Annotated in this window: 16 protein-coding genes, 1 tRNA gene, 2 rRNA genes and 1 riboswitch; of the genes, 7 read left to right on the plus strand and 12 right to left on the minus strand. The window is 44.3% G+C overall.

All coding sequences use genetic code 11. The features are described 5' to 3' along the window. The 7 genes from VTH8203_RS21970 to dusA form a co-directional block, all read right to left on the minus strand. Positions 1-70: ribosomal RNA gene (locus tag VTH8203_RS21970) — 16S ribosomal RNA — on the minus strand; the annotation flags it as partial. Between the two features lie 613 nt (positions 71-683). After that, complete coding sequence (locus VTH8203_RS21975) at positions 684-1,457, minus strand: phosphoadenylyl-sulfate reductase (protein ID WP_096995583.1); 774 nt, start codon at positions 1,455-1,457, stop codon at positions 684-686. Next, the gene (cysI, locus tag VTH8203_RS21980; RefSeq protein WP_096995584.1) at positions 1,450-3,183 is read right to left on the minus strand and encodes an assimilatory sulfite reductase (NADPH) hemoprotein subunit; all 1,734 of its coding nucleotides are present in this window, start codon (positions 3,181-3,183) and stop codon (positions 1,450-1,452) included. Before cysI ends, VTH8203_RS21975 begins: the two co-directional genes overlap by 8 nt. Continuing rightward, the gene (locus VTH8203_RS21985; protein ID WP_096995585.1) at positions 3,183-5,057 is read right to left on the minus strand and encodes an assimilatory sulfite reductase (NADPH) flavoprotein subunit; all 1,875 of its coding nucleotides are present in this window, start codon (positions 5,055-5,057) and stop codon (positions 3,183-3,185) included. The genes cysI and VTH8203_RS21985 overlap by 1 nt, the downstream gene beginning before the upstream one ends. Positions 5,058-5,143: 86 nt before the next feature. Next, entirely contained in the window at positions 5,144-5,374 is a 231-nt protein-coding gene (locus tag VTH8203_RS21990) for a hypothetical protein (protein ID WP_031495170.1), read from the minus strand. Between the two features lie 100 nt (positions 5,375-5,474). Further along, entirely contained in the window at positions 5,475-5,684 is a 210-nt protein-coding gene (locus tag VTH8203_RS21995; RefSeq protein ID WP_096995586.1) for an envelope stress response protein PspG, read from the minus strand. Positions 5,685-5,849: 165 nt separating this feature from the next. Then, positions 5,850-6,830, minus strand: a complete 981-nt coding sequence (gene dusA / locus VTH8203_RS22000) for a tRNA dihydrouridine(20/20a) synthase DusA (protein ID WP_370739269.1) — start codon at positions 6,828-6,830, stop codon at positions 5,850-5,852. Between the two features lie 168 nt (positions 6,831-6,998). On the opposite strand from dusA, the gene zur reads away from it, so the two are divergent. Both zur and VTH8203_RS22010 read left to right on the plus strand, forming a co-directional pair. Then, a complete protein-coding gene (gene zur, locus VTH8203_RS22005) occupies positions 6,999-7,448 on the plus strand; it encodes a zinc uptake transcriptional repressor Zur (protein ID WP_096995588.1) in 450 nt (149 codons plus the stop codon). A 12-nt stretch (positions 7,449-7,460) separates the two neighbouring features. After that, the gene (locus VTH8203_RS22010) at positions 7,461-7,922 is read left to right on the plus strand and encodes a chemotaxis protein CheX (RefSeq protein WP_096995589.1); all 462 of its coding nucleotides are present in this window, start codon (positions 7,461-7,463) and stop codon (positions 7,920-7,922) included. A gap of 53 nt (positions 7,923-7,975) precedes the next feature. Here the strand turns inward: VTH8203_RS22010 and lptG are convergent, their stop codons facing one another. Both lptG and lptF read right to left on the minus strand, forming a co-directional pair. Next, positions 7,976-9,046: an LPS export ABC transporter permease LptG gene (lptG, locus tag VTH8203_RS22015; RefSeq protein WP_096995590.1), complete on the minus strand. Its 1,071-nt coding sequence runs from the start codon at positions 9,044-9,046 to the stop codon at positions 7,976-7,978. Positions 9,047-9,049: 3 nt separating this feature from the next. Continuing rightward, positions 9,050-10,165: an LPS export ABC transporter permease LptF gene (gene lptF, locus VTH8203_RS22020; RefSeq protein ID WP_096995591.1), complete on the minus strand. Its 1,116-nt coding sequence runs from the start codon at positions 10,163-10,165 to the stop codon at positions 9,050-9,052. 191 nt (positions 10,166-10,356) lie between these two features. Here lptF and pepA point away from each other — a divergent pair, with 191 nt between their 5' ends. The 3 genes from pepA to VTH8203_RS22035 all read left to right on the plus strand — a co-directional run bounded on the left by pepA (position 10,357) and on the right by VTH8203_RS22035 (position 15,341). Further along, positions 10,357-11,865 (plus strand): leucyl aminopeptidase, encoded by a 1,509-nt coding sequence (gene pepA / locus VTH8203_RS22025; protein WP_096995592.1) that lies wholly within the window; start codon positions 10,357-10,359, stop codon positions 11,863-11,865. Between the two features lie 63 nt (positions 11,866-11,928). Next, complete coding sequence (locus tag VTH8203_RS22030) at positions 11,929-12,384, plus strand: DNA polymerase III subunit chi (protein WP_096995593.1); 456 nt, start codon at positions 11,929-11,931, stop codon at positions 12,382-12,384. 98 nt (positions 12,385-12,482) lie between these two features. Beyond that, positions 12,483-15,341 carry a valine--tRNA ligase gene (locus VTH8203_RS22035; protein WP_096995594.1) on the plus strand — a complete coding sequence of 953 codons (2,859 nt, stop codon included), beginning with the start codon at positions 12,483-12,485 and terminating at the stop codon, positions 15,339-15,341. 78 nt (positions 15,342-15,419) lie between these two features. On the opposite strand, the gene VTH8203_RS22040 is transcribed toward VTH8203_RS22035, so the two are convergent. Next, entirely contained in the window at positions 15,420-16,538 is a 1,119-nt protein-coding gene (locus VTH8203_RS22040; protein WP_096995595.1) for a pyridoxal-phosphate-dependent aminotransferase family protein, read from the minus strand. A gap of 199 nt (positions 16,539-16,737) precedes the next feature. After that, positions 16,738-16,914: riboswitch (Lysine riboswitch) on the plus strand. Between the two features lie 99 nt (positions 16,915-17,013). On the opposite strand from VTH8203_RS22040, the gene lysC reads away from it, so the two are divergent. Together lysC and VTH8203_RS22050 are read left to right on the plus strand one after the other, a co-directional pair. Then, positions 17,014-18,363: a lysine-sensitive aspartokinase 3 gene (gene lysC / locus VTH8203_RS22045; RefSeq protein WP_096995596.1), complete on the plus strand. Its 1,350-nt coding sequence runs from the start codon at positions 17,014-17,016 to the stop codon at positions 18,361-18,363. A 103-nt stretch (positions 18,364-18,466) separates the two neighbouring features. After that, positions 18,467-19,480, plus strand: a complete 1,014-nt coding sequence (locus tag VTH8203_RS22050; protein ID WP_096995597.1) for an IS110 family RNA-guided transposase — start codon at positions 18,467-18,469, stop codon at positions 19,478-19,480. A gap of 329 nt (positions 19,481-19,809) precedes the next feature. Here VTH8203_RS22050 and VTH8203_RS22055 read toward each other — a convergent pair. Both VTH8203_RS22055 and rrf read right to left on the minus strand, forming a co-directional pair. Further along, a tRNA-Asp gene (locus tag VTH8203_RS22055) sits at positions 19,810-19,886 on the minus strand. A gap of 56 nt (positions 19,887-19,942) precedes the next feature. Then, positions 19,943-20,058 (minus strand): 5S ribosomal RNA (rrf, locus tag VTH8203_RS22060). Positions 20,059-20,149 lie beyond the last annotated feature (91 nt).

Raw genomic sequence — 20,149 nt, forward strand, 5'->3', positions numbered from 1 at the left:
TCCGCTCGACTTGCATGTGTTAGGCCTGCCGCCAGCGTTCAATCTGAGCCATGATCAAACTCTTCAATTTAAGATTTTGTCGGCTCAATGAATACTGACTTTAAACTACCTTTTCTCTATAAATAGAGAAGCAATCTAAAGCTATTATCGTTCCAACAGAACGATAATGAATTGACTGTGCCAAGTCTTTCGACTTGATTGGTCACTCAGTTCATTGAAAACCTAATTTGAAACCGAAGTTTCTAATTTGATTATCATCAACGAGTGCCCACACAGATTGATAGGTTTATATTGTTAAAGAACATTCTCTTCAGAACTCTGCGTTTCGCTTTCCGTTTGAAGAGGCGGCTATTCTAGCGAGATGATTCTCAGTGTCAAACACTTTTTTCTAATTATTTTTGATTTTTTCAAATTTAACTAGAAGACCATCTTGTCAGCTGAATGCCTTACTGACTCTTGCCTTGAACCCTTGTGGGCTCTACCGTGTCAGTGAGGACGCATTATAGAGATCCGGATCACATTGGCAAGCGTTTTTTAGGAAAAAATACAAAAATAACGACTAAGCGTTTCTTTTTCATTCAAAGCTTTATTTATCCCACTTTATCCTTGTTTTAATTACAAGTTATCCACAGAGTTATTAAAAAAAGGAGGGTTTCCCCTCCTTTTTTAATAACCGATTTACTCTAGATTCCTGAACCGTCTTGCTCGACGTCATCTTCATGTAAACCACATTCTCGTTTTAAGCCGTTAAAGCGAGTTTCTTCTATCTTCATTCCTGGCTTCCACTTTTCCGTCGAATGAGTATCACCAATAGAAAGATACCCTTGGTCTTTCAACGGATGGTAACTCAAGCCATGTTCCGATAAATAAGTGTCAATCTGGTCGTCACTCCAATCTATAATGGGAAGAAACTTGAATCTGCCATTTTGAATCGCCAGTACGGGCAAGTTAGCTCGACTCTCCGACTGCTCTCTTCTCAATCCTGAAAACCAAGTCTGAACACCCAAATCCTCTAAAGCTCTCCTCATCGGCTCCACTTTATTCATTTGGTTGTAACGTTTGATTCCCTCAAGACCTTGTTCCCACAGCTTTCCGTACCTCGCCTCTTGCCATTGCGGCGACAACTCTGCTTTATATATATGTAGGTTTAAGTTTAACTTCTCCCTAAGCGCATCAATAAATTGATAGGTTTCAGGAAATAAGTACCCCGTATCTGTTAACACTATCGGGGTTTCTGAACGAACCTGACTAACCAAATGAAGCATAACCGCAGCCTGCATACCAAAACTCGAGCTCAAGATATGCTGTCCAGGTAAATTTTCAAACGCCCATAGAACTCTTTGCTCTGCATTGAGCCGTTCCAGCTCTGCATTAAGCTCCGCCAGTTTTAAGATCTGTTCGGTTTTGGTGAGCGAAAGTAAATCTTTTAATGTTGATTGTTCTTGGAGTTTAAGCATAGAAGTCCCTTTTCGATACTTTCACTTCTTGAATGATGCCCGCTCGAATGACAAAGTCTCCAAAGGCCTCACCTGTTTCTCGTTGTTCTGCCCAGTGACCAACTAACGAATCGATATCCTCTAGGATTTGCGCTTCGGTAATGTTCTCTTTATACATCTTAGGAACACGAGTACCTGCTTTGTTACCACCTAAATGCAAGTTATAACGACCCGGCGCTTTACCCACCAGCCCAATTTCAGCCAACATTGCTCGTCCACAACCATTGGGACAACCCGTCACTCGCAAGATAATGCTCTCTTCCTTATTGATCTGATGTTTATCCAAGATAGATTCCACATCAGTAACAAAGCTAGGTAGAAAACGTTCAGCCTCTGCCATCGCAAGAGGACATGTAGGGTAAGCAACACAAGCCATCGAGTTTTTTCGCTGCTCTGATACTGTGTCATCCATCAAGCCATGTTCACGGGCTATCTTTTCTATCTTGGCTTTATTGGACTTGGAAACTTTAGCCACAATAAGATTCTGGTTGGCCGTCATTCGAAAATCGCCTTTATGAATTTCAGCGATCTTTGCAACGCCGCTCTTTAAAGGTTTATCCGGAAAATCCAGTAGACGTCCATTTTCAATAAATAGTGTTAGATGGTGTTTACCATCAATACCTTCAACCCAACCAATCCTATCGCCACGCTCTGTGAACTCATATGGTTTACTTTGCTCAAACTTGATGCCGGCGCGCTTTTCTACTTCTGCTTTAAAGACATCAATACCTACACGATCCAATGTGTATTTGGTTTTGGCATTTTTACGGTTAGAGCGGTTACCCCAGTCTCTTTGTGTTGTCACCACTGCAGCAGCCACTTCAAGCGTTTTATCAAGCGCTACGAAACCGAAATCATCTGCTCTTCTTGGATAAGTACTGGTGTCACCATGTGTCATCGCTAATCCGCCACCCACCAGCACATTAAAACCGACAAGTTTGCCCTCTTCTGCGATAGCAACAAAGTTCAAGTCATTAGCGTGAACATCTACATCATTTTGCGGTGGTATCACCACAGTGGTTTTGAACTTACGAGGCAAATAGTTCTTGCCTAGAATAGGTTCATCTTCTTGCGTTGTTTCTACTTTTTCACCGTTCAACCAGATCTCAGCATAGGCTTTCGTCTTTGGTAGTAAGTGTTCACTGATTTTACTCGCCCACTCATACGCTTCTTGATGTAGCTCAGACTCAACAGGGTTAGTTGTACATAAGACATTTCGGTTCACGTCTCCAGCAGTGGCAATTGAATCAATACCAATAGAGTTCAGTGTTTGGTGCATCAACTTGATATTTGGTTTCAGTACACCATGAAATTGGAACGTTTGACGAGTAGTCAGACGGATACTGCCATAAAGAGAATGCTCTGTTGCAAACTTATCAATGGCAAGCCACTGTTTCGGTGTTATGACTCCACCTGGCATTCTTGCTCGCAGCATAACGTTATGTAGAGGTTCGAGCTTTTGCTTAGCTCGCTCATTTCGAATATCACGGTCGTCTTGCTGATACATACCGTGGAATCGTATCAACTGGAAATTATCCGCTGTAAAGCCGCCCGTTATTTGATCTTGCAGATCCGTTTCGATCGTACCGCGAAGCAGATTACTTTCTCGTTTCAGGCGCTCGTTATCAGATAGCGGCCCTAATTCCTGACCTAATACTTCTTGAATAGTCGCTGATTGCTTGCTCATTAGTACACATCCTTCTGATAACGTTTTGCTTTTCTTAATTCGCTGACAAACTCCTCAGCTTGTTCCGGTGATTTTCCACCATGCACCCTAGTAATCTCTAGTAGTGCATTGTGTACATCCTTAGCCATATGATTCGCATCGCCACACACATAGATATGTGCTCCCTCTTCAAGCCATTGCCACACTTGTTCACCTTGCTCTAATAGGCGGTGTTGCACATAGACTTTCTCATGTTGATCTCGGCTAAACGCCACATCTAAGCGGCTTAAGACACCTGATTTAAGGTACTTTTGCCATTCCACTTGATAGAGGAAATCTTGTGTGAAGGTACGATCTCCAAAAAATAGCCAGTTTTTACCACTATCACCTTGATTATCACGCTGTTGAATAAAGCTTCTGAATGGTGCAATACCAGTGCCTGGGCCGATCATAATCACTGGGGTATTTCCATTTTCTGGCAACTTAAAGTTGTTGTTGTGTTCCACAAACACTTTTACTTCCGCGCCTTCTTCTAGATCACGAGACAAGAAGTACGAAGCACCGCCGTAGCGACTCTCCTCACCAGCAGAATACTCCACCAGCCCAACGGTTAGATGTACTTCTTCATCCACTTCTTCTTGGCTAGAAGCAATAGAGTAAAGGCGAGGAGTTAGACGGCGTAGCAATGACAGTAACTGTGATGCTTCAAGTTTGGTTTTCTTCTCTTTAAATACGTCTAATACCTGAGTACGCCCCGCATACTCTCGCAGCTTGTCTTTGTCTTCGACTAACTTAAGCAGTTTTTTGCTGTTGGAGAGTTCAGCGTACTGGCTAACCAATTGAGGGTTCGCAGCGGTAATTTCATAATGGCGAATCAGCGCAGAACGAAGGGATAAACTTTCGCCGTCAACATCGACACTTTCAATACCAGACAAACCTGATTGTGCGAGTAGCGCATCCACCAATTGGCTGTTGTTTTCAAACCATACACCAAGCGCATCGCCTGGCTGGTAAGTAAGACCTGAGCCTTCTAAATCTATCTCGATGTGACGAACATCCTTACCAGAGTCACGTCCAGTAATTTTTTGACTAGTCAGTAACGTCGCAGTGTATGGGTTCTTCTTGGTATAGGTTGATGCAGCGGTATTATTAGCGACTGGCAGCGTTACAACTTCTGCAGCTTGAGATGCGAGGTCGGCTTTTATTTTTTCCAAAGCATTCGCACGCCACTCTTCAGCTGGCGCATCATAGTCGACATCGCAGTCAATTCGGTCGATAAATGAGGTAGCTCCCAGCTTAGCTAAGAAAGAATCAAAGTCTTTGCCGGTTTGGCAGAAGAATTCGTAACTTGAGTCACCTAAACCAATGACACCGTATTTTAAGTTGGGAAGTTTAGGGGCTTTTTTGGACTGCAGAAATTCATGCAGCTCAATCGCATTATCAGGTGCTTCACCTTCTCCATTAGTTGAAGCCACGATAATAACGTGCGTTTCTTTTGCCAGATTTTTACCTTTGTAATCACTCGCATCAAATAGCTCTACATCAATACCTAAAGTACTCGCTTCTTCTTTCAACTCTTCCGCGACACCTTTCGCATTACCAGTTTGTGAAGCAAAGATAATTGACAGTTTACCAGCAGGTACAGAAGCCGTGGCTGTATTTACTGCACTGGCTACAGGAGTAAGTTGGGTTGGAGCTTGAGCTTGACTTAATCCCCAAAAGTATCCGCTCACCCAAGCAAGTTGGTTCGACGACAAATTACTCGAAGCTTGTTGAAGTTGTGAGATTTGTTGGTCATTTAATGGTGCAGCTACATTCGGTAGCTCTTGTGGTTGTGTGTTGCCACTTGACGACGGTTTTACATTTGAAGACATTGTCACGACATCCCTAATCATTGCGTGACGATAGATTAACCAACCACCTTAATAACAAGAAAGAATAGATATGAATGTTTTATAACTTTTTGGAAGAAGAGAACGGGTTACTTAGCTTCAATTCGAACTTCAGTAAAGCCAACAGCTAAGGCTGACTTAGACGCTTTATCAAGATCGTTATACTGACATTCAGCACCATGAATGTCAGTTAACATAAGAAAACCACCCTGCTTGTGACGAAACTCAACAATCCAACCTTCATCAGAAGAGGACGGTTCAATGATCGCCTCGGCTAACAAGTTCTGATGGTATAAGTGCTTTAACTCTGTCATTGTCATGGTTCCCTCCAGAAATCTCAGCGTAGCTACTGTACCTGGTCGCCATACACTAACTATAGCAATTACACCTTAATCCGCAGGGATATTTGTTGCCATTTTGTTAACTTGATGATACTGCTAATTTCTTGTACAGCCAAATCGCAATCAGGAACGCGATAATATATGGGAGTAAATTGAAGACGATGCCGACCATTCCCAACATAAACATCACACCGAACGACACTACCACAGCCAGTGTTACTGTCATTACTGTTACACCTGTCATAACCAGTGTAGCCAAAAATACCAATACGAAAATCAGTTCAAACATAACACCTCCTACGTGCTTGTGACTTCATTAACGACTTAACTTTAGTATTGCAGGAACTGTTCCAACTATTATAGATATTAAAAATCATATACTTATAAAAAAGAAAAACTCCTATTGGCACTGAGCACAATAGGAGTTGGTATTATTGACCAATAAGTTGGTATCTTACACGTCAAGTTCCGCTGGTATTTTCGCTAATGCAGTTTCGAGTACCTCAATACCGGCACCCTTCTTATGAGCATTTTCACTAATGTAACGACGCCACTGCCTCGCGCCAGGCATCGCCTGAAATAGACCAATCATATGACGAGAGATATGACCAAGATACGAGCCGTTCGCCAACTGGCGCTCAATGTATGGATACATCTCTTCCACAATCTGCTTGCGCTTTTTCACTGGAGTATCAAGCCCAAAGATTAGTTGGTCAACTTGCGCCAGAATATAAGGATTTTGATACGCTTCACGACCTATCATGACACCATCTAAATGCTTCAGATGTTCAAGAGACTCTTCAAGGGTCTTCACTCCACCATTCACTGCGATCTGTAAATGAGGGAAGTCTTTCTTAATTTGATAGGCACGTGGGTAATCCAGCGGTGGGATCTCTCGGTTTTCTTTTGGACTTAAACCGCTTAACCAAGCTTTACGCGCGTGAATAGTAAACTGTTCACACCCCGCCTTTTCTGAAACAAGAGAGACGAATCGCGTCAGAAACTCATAAGAATCCTGATCATCAATACCAATGCGTGTTTTCACCGTGACAGGAATATCAACAACTTCTTTCATCGCCGCAACACATTCTGCCACCAGCTCTGGCTCGGCCATTAGACAAGCACCAAAACGACCGTTTTGAACACGATCGGAAGGACAACCCACATTGAGGTTGATTTCATCATACCCACGCTCCGAGGCAAGCTTTGCACACGTCGCTAAGTCCGCAGGATTAGACCCACCTAACTGTAACGCCACAGGATGTTCTTCTTCGTTATACGCAAGAAAGTCACCTTTACCGTGGATAATCGCACCTGTTGTTACCATTTCGGTATACAACAGCGTTTGCGATGACAATAGACGATGGAAGTAACGGCAATGTCTATCTGTCCAATCGAGCATGGGCGCAACGGATAAGCGTGAAGCATGATACATAATGGTGTCTCGCATCGTTCAAAAATCAATCCAGCTGAAAGTTCTCAGCATTAAGGAGGCGGGATTATACAGAGCTTGATGGGTGGCGGCAAATTACACGAATGAGACTAACGACCTCTCTAGGGAATTAGTATAAAATAGTCGGACTTCGCTAAGACAGGTGACCATGTGAATCAAAAGCTAATACAACAATTGGAAGATATCTGTTCCGCAAGAGGTGTACGTCTCACTCCTCAGCGTCGAACTGTTTATGAGCTTATTTACGAAAATAAGAAAGCCTCTAGTGCTTATGAATTATTAGAACAGCTCAAAATCAGCGAGCCAAAAGCAAAACCACCTACCGTATACCGCGCCCTAGATTTTCTTTTAGAGCAGGGGTTTATTCATAGAGTTGAATCCACCAACAGTTTTGTTTCATGCTGTTCATTTGGTGAGCAAAAGCACTACTCACATTTATTGATTTGTGACCAGTGCGGTAATGTCGTTGAACTACAAGATGATACTCTAATAGCCTTGCTAAATAGTAACGTCGATAAACATGGCTTCCAGTTCTCCAATCATGTTATAGAATCTCACGGTATCTGTAAGACGTGTTCATCATTGGAAGTTGAAAAATAAATAGAAGAAGTTATGCGCGCTGAATTTGTAAACCCGTTTTTGGCCTCATTAATCAATGTGCTAAAGACGATGGCGACAATGGAAATCAAACCATTAAAACCACGAATTAAGAAAGATGAAATTGCTCGCGGCGATGTCTCTGGTCTTATCGGTATGGTTGGTGACCAAACTCGCGGCTCTATGTCGATCACCTTTGAAGAAGGGCTTGCTCTCGAAATCATGCAAAACATGCTGGGTGAGAAGCCGCACGGACTCAATGAAGAAGTCACCGATATGGTCGGTGAGATTACCAATATGGTTACAGGTGGCGCAAAGAGAATTCTAGCCGAAAATGGATTTGACTTTGATATGGCAACACCCGTCGTGGTCTCTGGCAAAGGGCACACTATCAGGCACAAGTGTGAAGGGGCTATCATCATTATGCCGTTCACCTCTGAATGGGGGAACGCGTTCATCGAGATTTGCTTCGAGTAATAATGATGCACCAATTTTTATAATAAAAGAGGCTCCAATCGGAGCCTCTTTTATTAGAGTTTTCTGCGAAGTAGCAACAGCGCTATCGTTAAGAAGACTAAACTAGGCCCCAGAGCCCCAAACAATGGTGACATGCCATACACCAGACTAACAGGTCCAAAGAACTCACTGGAAATATAGAAAGTAAAACCTGCGACTACCCCAGAGAGAATCCGCGTCCCCATGGTCACACTTCTCAATGGTCCAAAAACAAAAGACAGAGCCATTAGCATCATCACTGCCACGGAGATAGGCTGAGTCGCTTTGCGCCAAAATGCCAGTTCATATCGTGAGGCATCCTGTTCTGAATCCTTCAAGTATTGGGTATAATCCCAAAGTCCACTTAGCGGCAGTTCATTAAGGTCTACGGTAACAACTGCTAATTTATCTGGGACAAGCGAAGTTTTCCAAGACTGCTTTTCAAAGGTCGCCTTTGACAGTGCTTCGACGTTGCTCATGTCCGTAATTTGAACACGGTGCATTTCCCAACGGTTATCGCCTAAATAATCTGCCGACTCTGCAAACACGGTCTCTAGCAGCTTTTTATCTTGACCAAAACGCCATATATTTAAGCCTTCAATAGACTCACCATTGACCTTTGAGATGAAAATAAAGTCATTCGCATCACGTGCCCAAACACCATTTCGAACAGAGACGATGTTGCCGCTTGATGTTGCTTGAAGACGTAGATCTCGAGCCATCTGTTGCGTCGTTGGTGCGCCCCACTCCCCTAATGCCATCACTACCAACATCAGTGGAACCGCTGTTTTTAAGACAGAAAGCCCAATCCGTAACTTTGAAATTCCGGCTGCCTGCATTACGACGAGTTCGGAGCTACTGGCTAACATTCCAAGCCCCACTAAAGAACCAAGCAATGCCGCCATAGAAAAGAACAGCTCAATATCACGGGGCATCCCCAATATTACGAAATACAATGCAGATAGCATGGTATAACTACCTTCACCCACTGCACGCAACTGCTCAACAAATTTAATGACCGCAGACAAACCCACGAAGACCGAAAGCACTAATAGGATCGTGGTAATGATGGTCTTACCCACGTAGACATCTAATATTCTAAACACGACCTAAGCTACCTCTCGTCTTTGCATGCGCTTACGACGCAGCTTTTCTCTGAATTTCCTAACGCTAACCGTATCCCAAGTATTGACGCCAATGGCAGCAAGCAATAAGACAAAGTTGACAGGCCAGAGTCCTATATAGGATGGGAAAGCGCCATCTTCCAGTGCCGATTTCGTCGCACTTATCGCCATAAAGTAAGCAAAATATGCCAAGATAGCCGGACCCATTTTGGCGAACTTGCTTTGTCTTGGGTTCACGGCAGACAGAGGAACGACCAACATAGTCAATAACGGGATACAGACGACTAGCGAGATACGCCAGTGCAATTCAGCTTGAGCTTTAGGATCTGGATTATGCAATAAATCCAATGTAGGGATCGCCATCCACGAGCGTCCACGTTGTTGAACCTCACGCTGACCAATCACCCCTTCGTAATCCGAAAACTCCGTAATCATATATTCAAGACGAGTAGGCACACCTTCGTAACGAACCCCATCGTATAGCGCAATCACTTGTCTGCCATCACTCAGCTCTTTTACATCACCCGATTTAGCCGAAATCACGCTTGGTAATATCGAGTCTCTCGGGTTGAGTTGAGCGACAAACACATTCTTAAGCTTTCTATCTTTAATACTATCGATAAACACAACTGAGGAGCCATCTGGCGTCCGCTGGAAACTACCTGTTTGTAGCAGCTCTACCGAATTTTCTGATGCAAGCCGTTCACGAATCTGCACTTCCTGCTCTTGAGTCCAAGGCGCTAACCAGAATGCGTTAAAGGCAGCGAGTGATGTAGTCAGCACGGCTAAGTACATAGCCGCACGAATGAGAAATTTATTACCGATCCCTGTGGCGTTCATGACCGTGATTTCACTTTCCGCGTATAAACGCCCAAATGTGACTAGGATTCCGATATAAATACTTAATGGGAACATCAAAAGTCCCATTGTCGGCATACTAATGCCTGCCAAAGTCATAATCAGACCAGCAGGAATATCTCCATCGGAAGCATCAGCAAGCACTTGGATAAATTGACGACTGAAAAACACTAAAAAGAGCACTAAAAAGATGGCTAATTGGCTCTTAACTGTTTCTCTGATCAAATATCTAACAATAATCACAGTGAAAACACCTATACAAAACTTGTTTTTTTGATTGAATCGCTATAGTTTTCGGGTAAACCTTTTATTTTTTACTTTTTTGATCGATTCTTATCTTAAGATTATAGGCCGAAATGGCTTATAGGATTCAAGCATTAAGAATCGATTATCCAACATTTAGTTCTATTTGTCTTTAGGATGTAGGAGTACGCATGGAGTTTAGTGTTAAAAGTGGCAGTCCAGAGAAGCAGCGCAGTGCATGCATCGTCGTTGGCGTATTTGAGCCACGTCGTCTCTCTCCGGTTGCAGAGCAGCTTGATAAAATCAGCGATGGCTATATTAGCTCTTTGCTACGTCGTGGCGACCTAGAAGGTAAGCCAGGTCAAATGCTGCTACTGCATCAAGTACCAGGAGTACTTTCAGAACGCGTTCTGTTAGTTGGCTGTGGTAAAGAGCGTGAGCTTGGTGAACGCCAATACAAAGAGATCATTCAAAAAACCATCAGCACGTTGAACGAAACGGGCTCTATGGAAGCGGTATGTTTCCTAACAGAGCTGCACGTCAAAGGTCGCGACACTTACTGGAAAGTACGTCAAGCTGTTGAAGCCACGAAAGATGGTCTTTATACCTTCGATCAATTCAAGAGTAGTAAACCAGAAACGCGTCGTCCATTGCGTAAGCTAGTATTCAACGTTCCTACTCGTCGTGAGTTAAATCTTGGTGAAAAAGCGATTGCGCATGGTCTAGCGATTGCGTCAGGTGTGAAAGCGTCAAAAGATCTTGGCAACATGCCACCAAATATCGCAAACCCAGCTTATCTTGCTTCTCAAGCTCGTCGCTTGGCAGACGACTACGACACCATTACTACCAAGATCATTGGTGAACAAGAGATGGAAAAACTAGGTATGACCTCTTACCTAGCTGTTGGCCGAGGCTCAAAGAATGAATCTATGATGTCTATCATGGAGTACAAGGGCAACTCAGATCCAGATGCAAAACCAATTGTTCTCGTTGGTAAAGGCCTAACGTTCGATTCAGGCGGTATTTCACTAAAACCAGGCGAAGCCATGGATGAGATGAAATACGACATGTGTGGCGCAGCATCGGTATTCGGTACCATGAAAGCGCTAGCAAAACTGAACCTACCTATCAACGTAGTTGCGGTCCTCGCGGGTTGTGAAAACATGCCAGGCAGTAATGCCTATCGTCCAGGCGATATCCTCACAACGATGTCAGGCCTTACTGTTGAAGTATTAAATACAGATGCAGAAGGTCGCCTAGTGCTGTGTGATGCGCTAACTTATGTAGAGCGTTATGAGCCGGAATGTGTTGTCGATGTTGCCACACTGACAGGCGCATGTGTCATTGCACTAGGTCATCATATCAGTGGTGTGATTTCAAACCACAACCCACTTTCACATGAACTTGTAAACGCTTCTGAGCAAGCTGGCGATCGCGCTTGGCGTCTACCAATGGCAGATGAGTACCAAGAGCAACTAGCAAGCCCATTTGCTGATATGGCAAACATTGGTGGCCGCCCTGGCGGTACGATTACTGCAGGCTGTTTCTTATCTCGATTTGCTAAGAAGTACCACTGGGCTCACCTAGATATTGCTGGTACAGCGTGGAAATCAGGTAAGGCAAAAGGCTCAACAGGTCGTCCTGTCTCACTACTTGTCCAATTCCTGCTAAACCGCAGTGGCCAAGAGACTGAAGAGTAAACAGAAGGGCCGAAAGGCCCTTTTTTATTGCTTACCAATAACCAGAGCAAAGCGACATTTCACATGAATACGGCAACCTTCTACATCATTAATGAAGACTCTGAACAAGCCTCTCAACAGGGGTGGTTTGCCTATGTGCATTTTTTATGTCGTCATTTTACCGCACAAGGTGCCAAACTTTATATTAACTGCAGCGACAAAGCCGAAGCTGAGCTGTTGGCTGAGTATTTCTGGCAGGTGACTCCCGAGCAATTTATTGCTCACAATCTCATTGGTGAAGGACCTAAAAATGGCACGCCGGTAGAGATTGGCCACGAGGGCCTTAAACCCAGTTGGAATCGGCAACTAGCAATAAATTTGGCGAATAGTCACGCAACCTTTGCGCAGTCCTTTGGTCAAGTGGTAGACTTCGTCCCTTGCGAAGAAAAAGCTAAGCAAACTGCGCGAGAAAGGTATAAAATTTACCGTCAAGCGGGCTATCAGCTTCAAACCATTGAGATTCAATATTCAGAATCCTAATCAAGGTCAATCCTTATAAGTAAGCGTTAATTTCCCTGCGTTTATTTATAAGGTTTGGCAAATTTCTTTCACAGATTAAAGTAAGTATCCAGAAAGCTATGGAAAAGACATATAACCCACAATCTATCGAACAAGCTCTGTATAAGACTTGGGAAGAGAAAGGCTACTTTAAGCCTCACGGTGACACGACTAAAGAATCATACAGCATCATGATCCCGCCACCGAACGTCACTGGTAGCCTACATATGGGTCATGCATTCCAAGACACCATCATGGATACGCTAATCCGTGCCGAGCGTATGAAGGGCAAAAACACCCTTTGGCAAGTAGGTACTGACCACGCTGGTATCGCAACTCAAATGGTCGTTGAGCGTAAGATTGCCGCTGAAGAAGGCAAGACTAAGCACGATTATGGCCGTGAAGCTTTCATCGACAAGATCTGGGAATGGAAAGGCGAGTCTGGCGGCACGATTACTAAACAGCTTCGTCGTCTAGGCGCATCTGTAGACTGGGATCGTGAGCGATTCACTATGGATGACGGCCTATCTAATGCCGTTCAAGAAGTCTTTGTTCGTCTATACGAAGATGATCTTATCTACCGTGGTAAGCGCCTAGTTAACTGGGATCCAAAGCTACACACAGCGATTTCTGATCTAGAAGTTGAAAACAAAGACAAGAAAGGCCACATGTGGCATTTCCGCTACCCTCTCGCTGATGGCGTAAAAACAGCAGAAGGTAAAGACTACATTGTTGTCGCAACTACTCGTCCAGAGACTATGTTGGGCGATACTGGTGTTGCGGTAAACCCTGAAGATCCTCGCTATAAAGATCTTATCGGCAAAGAAATCCTGCTTCCTATCGTAGACCGTCGTATTCCAATCGTAGGTGACGAGCATGCGGACATGGAAAAAGGCACAGGTTGTGTGAAGATCACACCTGCACACGACTTTAACGACTATGAAGTTGGTAAACGTCACCAGTTGCCAATGATCAACATCCTAACGTTCAATGCCGATATTCGTGACTCAGCAGAAGTATTCACCACCAATGGTGAAGCAAGCGATGCATATCCAACAGAACTTCCAGCTAAATATCATGGCATGGAGCGTTTCGCTGCTCGTAAAGCTATCGTTGCCGAGTTCGAAGAGCTTGGTCTTCTGGACGAAATCAAAGATCACGATCTGACCGTGCCTTATGGCGACCGTGGTGGCGTAGTGATTGAGCCAATGCTAACTGACCAATGGTATGTTCGTACTGCACCTCTAGCAGAGACAGCAACCAAGGCCGTTGAAGATGGCGAAATCCAATTCGTGCCTAAACAGTACGAAAACATGTACTTCTCTTGGATGCGTGACATTCAAGACTGGTGTATCTCTCGCCAGCTATGGTGGGGTCACCGCATTCCAGCATGGTATGACAACGACGGTAACGTTTATGTAGGTCGCACTGAAGAGGAAGTACGTGAGAAAAATGGTCTAGCGCCAGTTATCGTTCTGCGTCAAGACGACGACGTACTTGATACGTGGTTCTCTTCTGCTCTATGGACATTCGGAACACAAGGTTGGCCAGAGCAAACAGACGATCTGAAAACGTTCCACCCATCAGATGTACTGGTTACCGGTTTTGATATCATCTTCTTCTGGGTTGCTCGCATGATCATGATGACCATGCACTTCTGTAAAGATGAAAACGGCAAGCCACAGGTACCATTCAAGACGGTATACGTTACAGGTCTAATCCGTGACGAGAACGGCGACAAGATGTCGAAGTCTAAAGGTAACGTTCTTGACCCAATCGATATGATTGATGGTATCGATCTTGAGTCTCTAGTAGAGAAGCGCACTGGTAACATGATGCAGCCTCAGCTAGCGAAGAAGATTGAAAAGAACACTCGTAAGACCTTCGAAAATGGTATCGAACCTTATGGTACTGATGCACTTCGTTTCACTCTTGCAGCAATGGCATCTACTGGTCGTGATATCAACTGGGATATGAAGCGTCTAGAAGGTTACCGTAACTTCTGTAACAAGCTTTGGAACGCAAGCCGTTACGTACTTATGAACACAGAAGATCAAGATTGTGGTTTCAACGGTGGTGAGATTGAATATTCACTTGCAGATAAGTGGATCGAGTCTCAGTTTGAACTTGCTGCAAAAGAGTTCAACGGTCACATCGACAACTACCGTCTAGATATGGCTGCAAACACCATTTATGAGTTCATCTGGAACCAATTCTGTGACTGGTACTTAGAGCTGACTAAACCGGTTCTATGGAAAGGCAACGAAGCTCAGCAACGTGGTACACGTCGCACGTTGATCACAGTATTAGAGAAGACACTGCGTCTAGCTCACCCGGTACTACCATACATTACTGAAACTATCTGGCAGAGCGTCAAACCTCTTGTTGATGGTGTTGAAGGTGATACGATCATGCTTCAAGCGCTTCCTCAGTTTGAAGAAGCAAACTTCAATCAAGAAGCACTTGACGATATTGAGTGGGTGAAAGCCTTCATCACTAGCATCCGTAACCTACGTGCTGAGTACGATATTGCTCCAAGCAAAGCGCTTGATGCCAAGCTCAAAATTGCTGACGATAAAGATGCAGCTCGCCTAGAAGCGAACAAAGCCGCTCTAATTTCTCTTGCTAAGCTTGAAGACATCAAAGTGCTTTCAGCTGGCGAAGAAACTCCAGCGTGTGCCACAGCACTGGTTGGTAAATCTGAGCTAATGATTCCTATGGCTGGTCTCATCGATAAAGATGCAGAACTGGATCGTCTAGCGAAAGAAATCGCTAAGACGCAAGGTGAAGTAAAACGTATCGAAGGTAAGCTTGGTAACGAAGGTTTTGTCGCAAAAGCACCTGAAGCCGTTGTTGCGAAAGAGCGTGAGAAACTTGAAGGTTACAAAGAGATGTTAGTTAAACTGGAAGAGCAAAAGCAAACTATTGCCGCGCTTTAAGATTAGCTAAATTCATATAAAAAACCGAGAGCCCAAAGCTCTCGGTTTTTTATTAGCTAACAACTATTATTTCAAGAATTACTTCAAGACCGTTTCTAGTGCTTTAAGACACAGGGCAATATTCTCTCTTCTGGCCCCATACCCCATTAAACCAATTCGCCATGCTTTACCAGCTAAAGCACCTAAACCCGCACCAATTTCTAAGTTGTACTGTTCTAAAAGCTGGGCGCGCACTGCTGCATCGTCAACGCCTTCCGGTAAGTAAACCGCATTAAGCTGAGGTAATCGGCTGGCTTCTTCAACAACGAAGCTCAACCCAAGCTGTTCTAGCCCTTCTTTGAGCAACAAGTGCATGTCTTTATGGCGCTGCCACGCATTCTCTAGTCCTTCATTTTTAAGTAAGACTAGCGACTCATGCAAGGCGTACAAACTGTTCACTGGAGCAGTATGGTGATAGCTGCGCTTTCCTTCTCCACTCCAATAGCCCAAAACCAAGCTCTGATCGAGGAACCAACTCTGAACGGTGGTTTTGCGAGATTTAATTACCTCGATGGCCGCTGGTGAAAGCGTGACTGGTGACAACCCCGGCACACAGGATAAGCACTTCTGACTTCCGGAATAAACGGCATCTAGTTGCCATTCATCCACCAATAAAGGCACCCCACCTAGAGATGTCACAGCATCAACAATGGTCAGCATATTGTTTTGCTTAGCAAGCAGCCCTAGAGCCTGGGCATCACTTACAGCTCCAGTGGATGTCTCAGCATGAACAAACGCGACTATTTTTGCATCTGGATGCTCGGCGATCGCTTGCTCTACTTTAGCCACAGAAACAGGCGCACCCCATTCATCTTCTACGACAATAGCTTCACCACCACAACGAACCACATTCTCTCGCATACGTTCGCCAAACACACCATTGCGACAGACAATAACTTTGTCGCCTGGCTCAACGAGGTTTACAAAGCATGTTTCCATACCAGCACTACCGGGCGCTGAAACGGCGATCGTGAAATCATTTTGTGTCTGAAATGCATACTTGAGCAGCTCTTTAAGTTCGTCCATCATACCGATGAAGAGCGGGTCTAGGTGGCCAATTGTTGGACGACTCAAGGCTTGCAATACTTGTGGGTAAATATCTGATGGACCAGGCCCCATTAGCGTACGATGAGGGGGCACAAAGCTAGAAATAGTCATGGGCAATCCTTTAATGATTTATTGTAGTAATAAGTAAAATATCCTAAGGAAATTCAGTCTGTTCCACAACAGCGTAAAAATCAACATTTTTGCAACATCCAACCACTCAATTTTTTATGGTTAAATTGTGAATCATCATTGACTTTTTACGCTCAAAAACGTTGAATAAACACACTATCTGTAGCGATTGAGTCAATGCTACAGCGGAAGAGGAGCACTGCCCAGGCAGGTAATCATGTGAAGCCGCAACTTCTATACTGATTACTGATGGGGAGCAGTGCCGAGATGAACTCAATTTGCAGGATTAAGTTTATCGGTTAAACGGGCTGAATCCCTTTAACTGTCACCAAGTGATTGGTGAAGAGCTTCTGAGGTCCATTCTGTATTCGGATTCCTCCGCTCTATTTTTCTCTTCAAACATCGGATGTTGGGTTACCAACCTTATTATTACTACTGGAAGTCCTGGAGAATTACTGTGAGCGCATTCAATGTAGCTAAATTTGGCGGAACAAGCGTCGCCAACTTCGAAGCCATGAGCCGTTGTGCTGAAATCATCGCAAACAACCCACAAACCAAACTGGTCGTGAGCAGCGCATGCTCAGGTGTTACTAATATTTTGGTGGAATTGGCTAATGGTGTGAAAGACGAGTCTCAAAGAGCACAACTCATCAACAAACTTCGTACCATCCACACTGACATTATGTCGCAACTCAACGATATTTCTTCTATCAAACAGCGTGTCGAAGCTCTAATAGACAAAGTAGCGACTTTATCCGAAGCCGCTTCTATCGCAACATCGGCAAAGCTAACGGATCACCTAGTCGCATGCGGTGAAAGAATGTCGACTCATATTCTGACCCGACTAATGCAAGAACGCGGTATTAATGCGGTACGCTTTGACATTCGTGGCGTCCTTAAAACCGATAGCAAGTATGGAAAGGCCGAGCCTAATCTCAATGCGACAAAGCAACTCGCAACGGAGCGACTTGTTCCACTGTGTCAGCAGCACGTTGTCGTCACCCAAGGGTTTATTGGTTCTGATGCCGACAATGAAACAACAACACTTGGTAGAGGTGGCAGTGATTATAGTGCTGCCCTCATTGCCGAAGCAGTGGGTGCGGCTGGGTTAGAAATATGGACCGATGTTCCTGGTATTTATACTACCGATCCTCGCATTGCACCCAATGCACGTCCTATTCCTGAAATCAGTTTTAGCGAAGCTTCTGAAATGGCGAACTTTGGCGCTAAAATCCTTCATCCTTCAACACTTTTACCAGCATTACGCCACCAAATTCCTGTGTTTGTTGGCTCATCAAAAGCACCACAAGAAGGTGGTACTTGGGTACGACAATCCGTAGAAAGCGCCCCTTTGTTTAGAGCTTTAGCACTGCGCAACAACCAAACTATGGTGACATTACGCAACCCTAAAATGTTCCAAGCTTATGGTTTTTTAGCCGATGTGTTCACTGTACTGGCAGAGCATAAGATCTCTGTAGATTTGGTTACGACCTCAGAGGTCAGTGTTTCGCTAACATTGGATCAGACTGATACGTGTGGGGGAGCGCCTGAACTTCCAGCTCAAGCACAAAAAGAACTAGAGCAACTTTGTACGGTCGAGGTAAAACAAGGGCTAAGCTTAGTTGCCCTGATTGGGAACAACATGAGCGAGACAAAAGGCTCTGCAGCTGAAGTATTCGATACGCTAGACGCATTTAATATTCGTATGATCTGCTACGGTGCAAGCCCACATAACTTATGCTTCTTGTTAGATGAAGACGAAGCAAAACAAGCGGTTAAAGCACTTCATGAAGAGCTGTTTGAATAATGATCTAATGAAATGGCCTCGTTGTTAAACGGGGCTAATTATATGGTCCGCCTCACTCTCAAGCCCTACGCTTAGAGTAGGCTTTCAGAACGAGGTGAACCATATGTCTACCATTCACATCTTAGGTATCGATTTAGGCAAGCATTGCTTTCATGCGGTTGGCAACAATCACACTGGCAAAGACGTTATTCGCCGTAAGTTTAGTCGAAGCCAACTACTCCGTTTCTTATCTGTACTTGAACCTACCATCATCGCTTTTGAAGCCGGTGGTGGTGCTCACTGGCTTGCGAGAAAGTGTGAAGCCTATGGGCATCGAGTTCGACTTATCCCGCCTCAATATGTAAAACCTTACATCAAAGGCAATAAGAACGACTTTATTGATGCTGCTGCGATAGCAGAAGCAGCGAGTCGACCAAGCATGAGATTTGTCTCTGCCAAGTCAGAGGAAGCCCAGGTAATCGCAGCTATCCATCGAGTGAGGGATGGTTATATCAAAGAACGAACGGCTTGTATGAGCCGAATTGGAGCAATACTACTTGAATTTGGGCTGAGTTTTCCTAAAGGCCATGTCAAGATGAAAGCGCTATTTCAGTGGTTGGCCGAGCAAGATATAAAGTTACCGCAGAGCCTGATGGCTGAACTACTCTCGATTCATGAGCACTATAAATACCTAAATGAGCAAGTATCTACTCAAGATAGAAAACTGAAAGCGATTACTGAAAATAATGAAAATGCCGAACTGTTGAAGAGTATTCCTGGTATTGGTGATTTAACAGCAACGTTGTGTGTGGCCAATATCAGTTCTCCTTCAAACTTTGGTGGAGGTCGCGAGATGGCAGCATGGCTAGGACTCGTTCCAAGGCAGTATTCAACGGGTGGCAAATCAAAGTTATTAGGCATGAGTAAACGAGGGAACAAACACCTTCGCGCTCTATTTATACATGGAGCGAGGTCCGTGCTATCTAGGATAGAAACAACAGGAAAAGTGTTTGGAGATTGGTTAGTCAATTTACGAGCAACAAAGCCGTTTAATGTAGTGGTAGTCGCACTTGCCAATAAGCTAGCAAGAATAGCTTGGGCGGTGTTGTACCACCGCCAAGCTTTTAGGGCAGTATAGCCATAACCAAGTTTGCAACGCCAATGAACGTGATGACAAAAACGGTCGATCGGCCAGATTAGTAACCTGATACAAAAAATAGCACCTAGTTGCTTTGGGGCTTTTAAGGATAATCTGGCGCGGATATCATCGTGGAGCGGGGAAGTTAATGTTCCCAACGTGGACTCCGAATACATTAGCGCAAACCAACTCCGTCATTACTAAATTGTAGTTGCAATAACGGGGCGGACCATACATTTTTTATACCAGATAGCGCAGTATAGAAAGTTAGATAAGATATCTTCAGGCAATAAAAAACCCGACGCTTTCGAATCGGGTTCTCTAATAAGTGGCGGAGTGGACGGGACTCGAACCCGCGACCCCCGGCGTGACAGGCCGGTATTCTAACCAACTGAACTACCACTCCGCAGTGGTCTATTTAAAGTCTTATCTTAAGCGTGCTTTAAACAGATGATGTTCAAAGCCTGGCGATGTCCTACTCTCACATGGGGAAACCCCACACTACCATCGGCGCTATTGCGTTTCACTTCTGAGTTCGGCATGGAATCAGGTGGGTCCACAACGCTATGGTCGCCAAGCAAATTCTGCTTTTACTTTCAGCTTTTATCAAAAACTGAAGGCAAAAAATCTGGAAAACTGATTTTAAAAGTCTAAATACACATTCAAAGT

Source organism: Vibrio thalassae (assembly GCF_900089835.1).
Taxonomy (GTDB): domain Bacteria; phylum Pseudomonadota; class Gammaproteobacteria; order Enterobacterales; family Vibrionaceae; genus Vibrio; species Vibrio thalassae.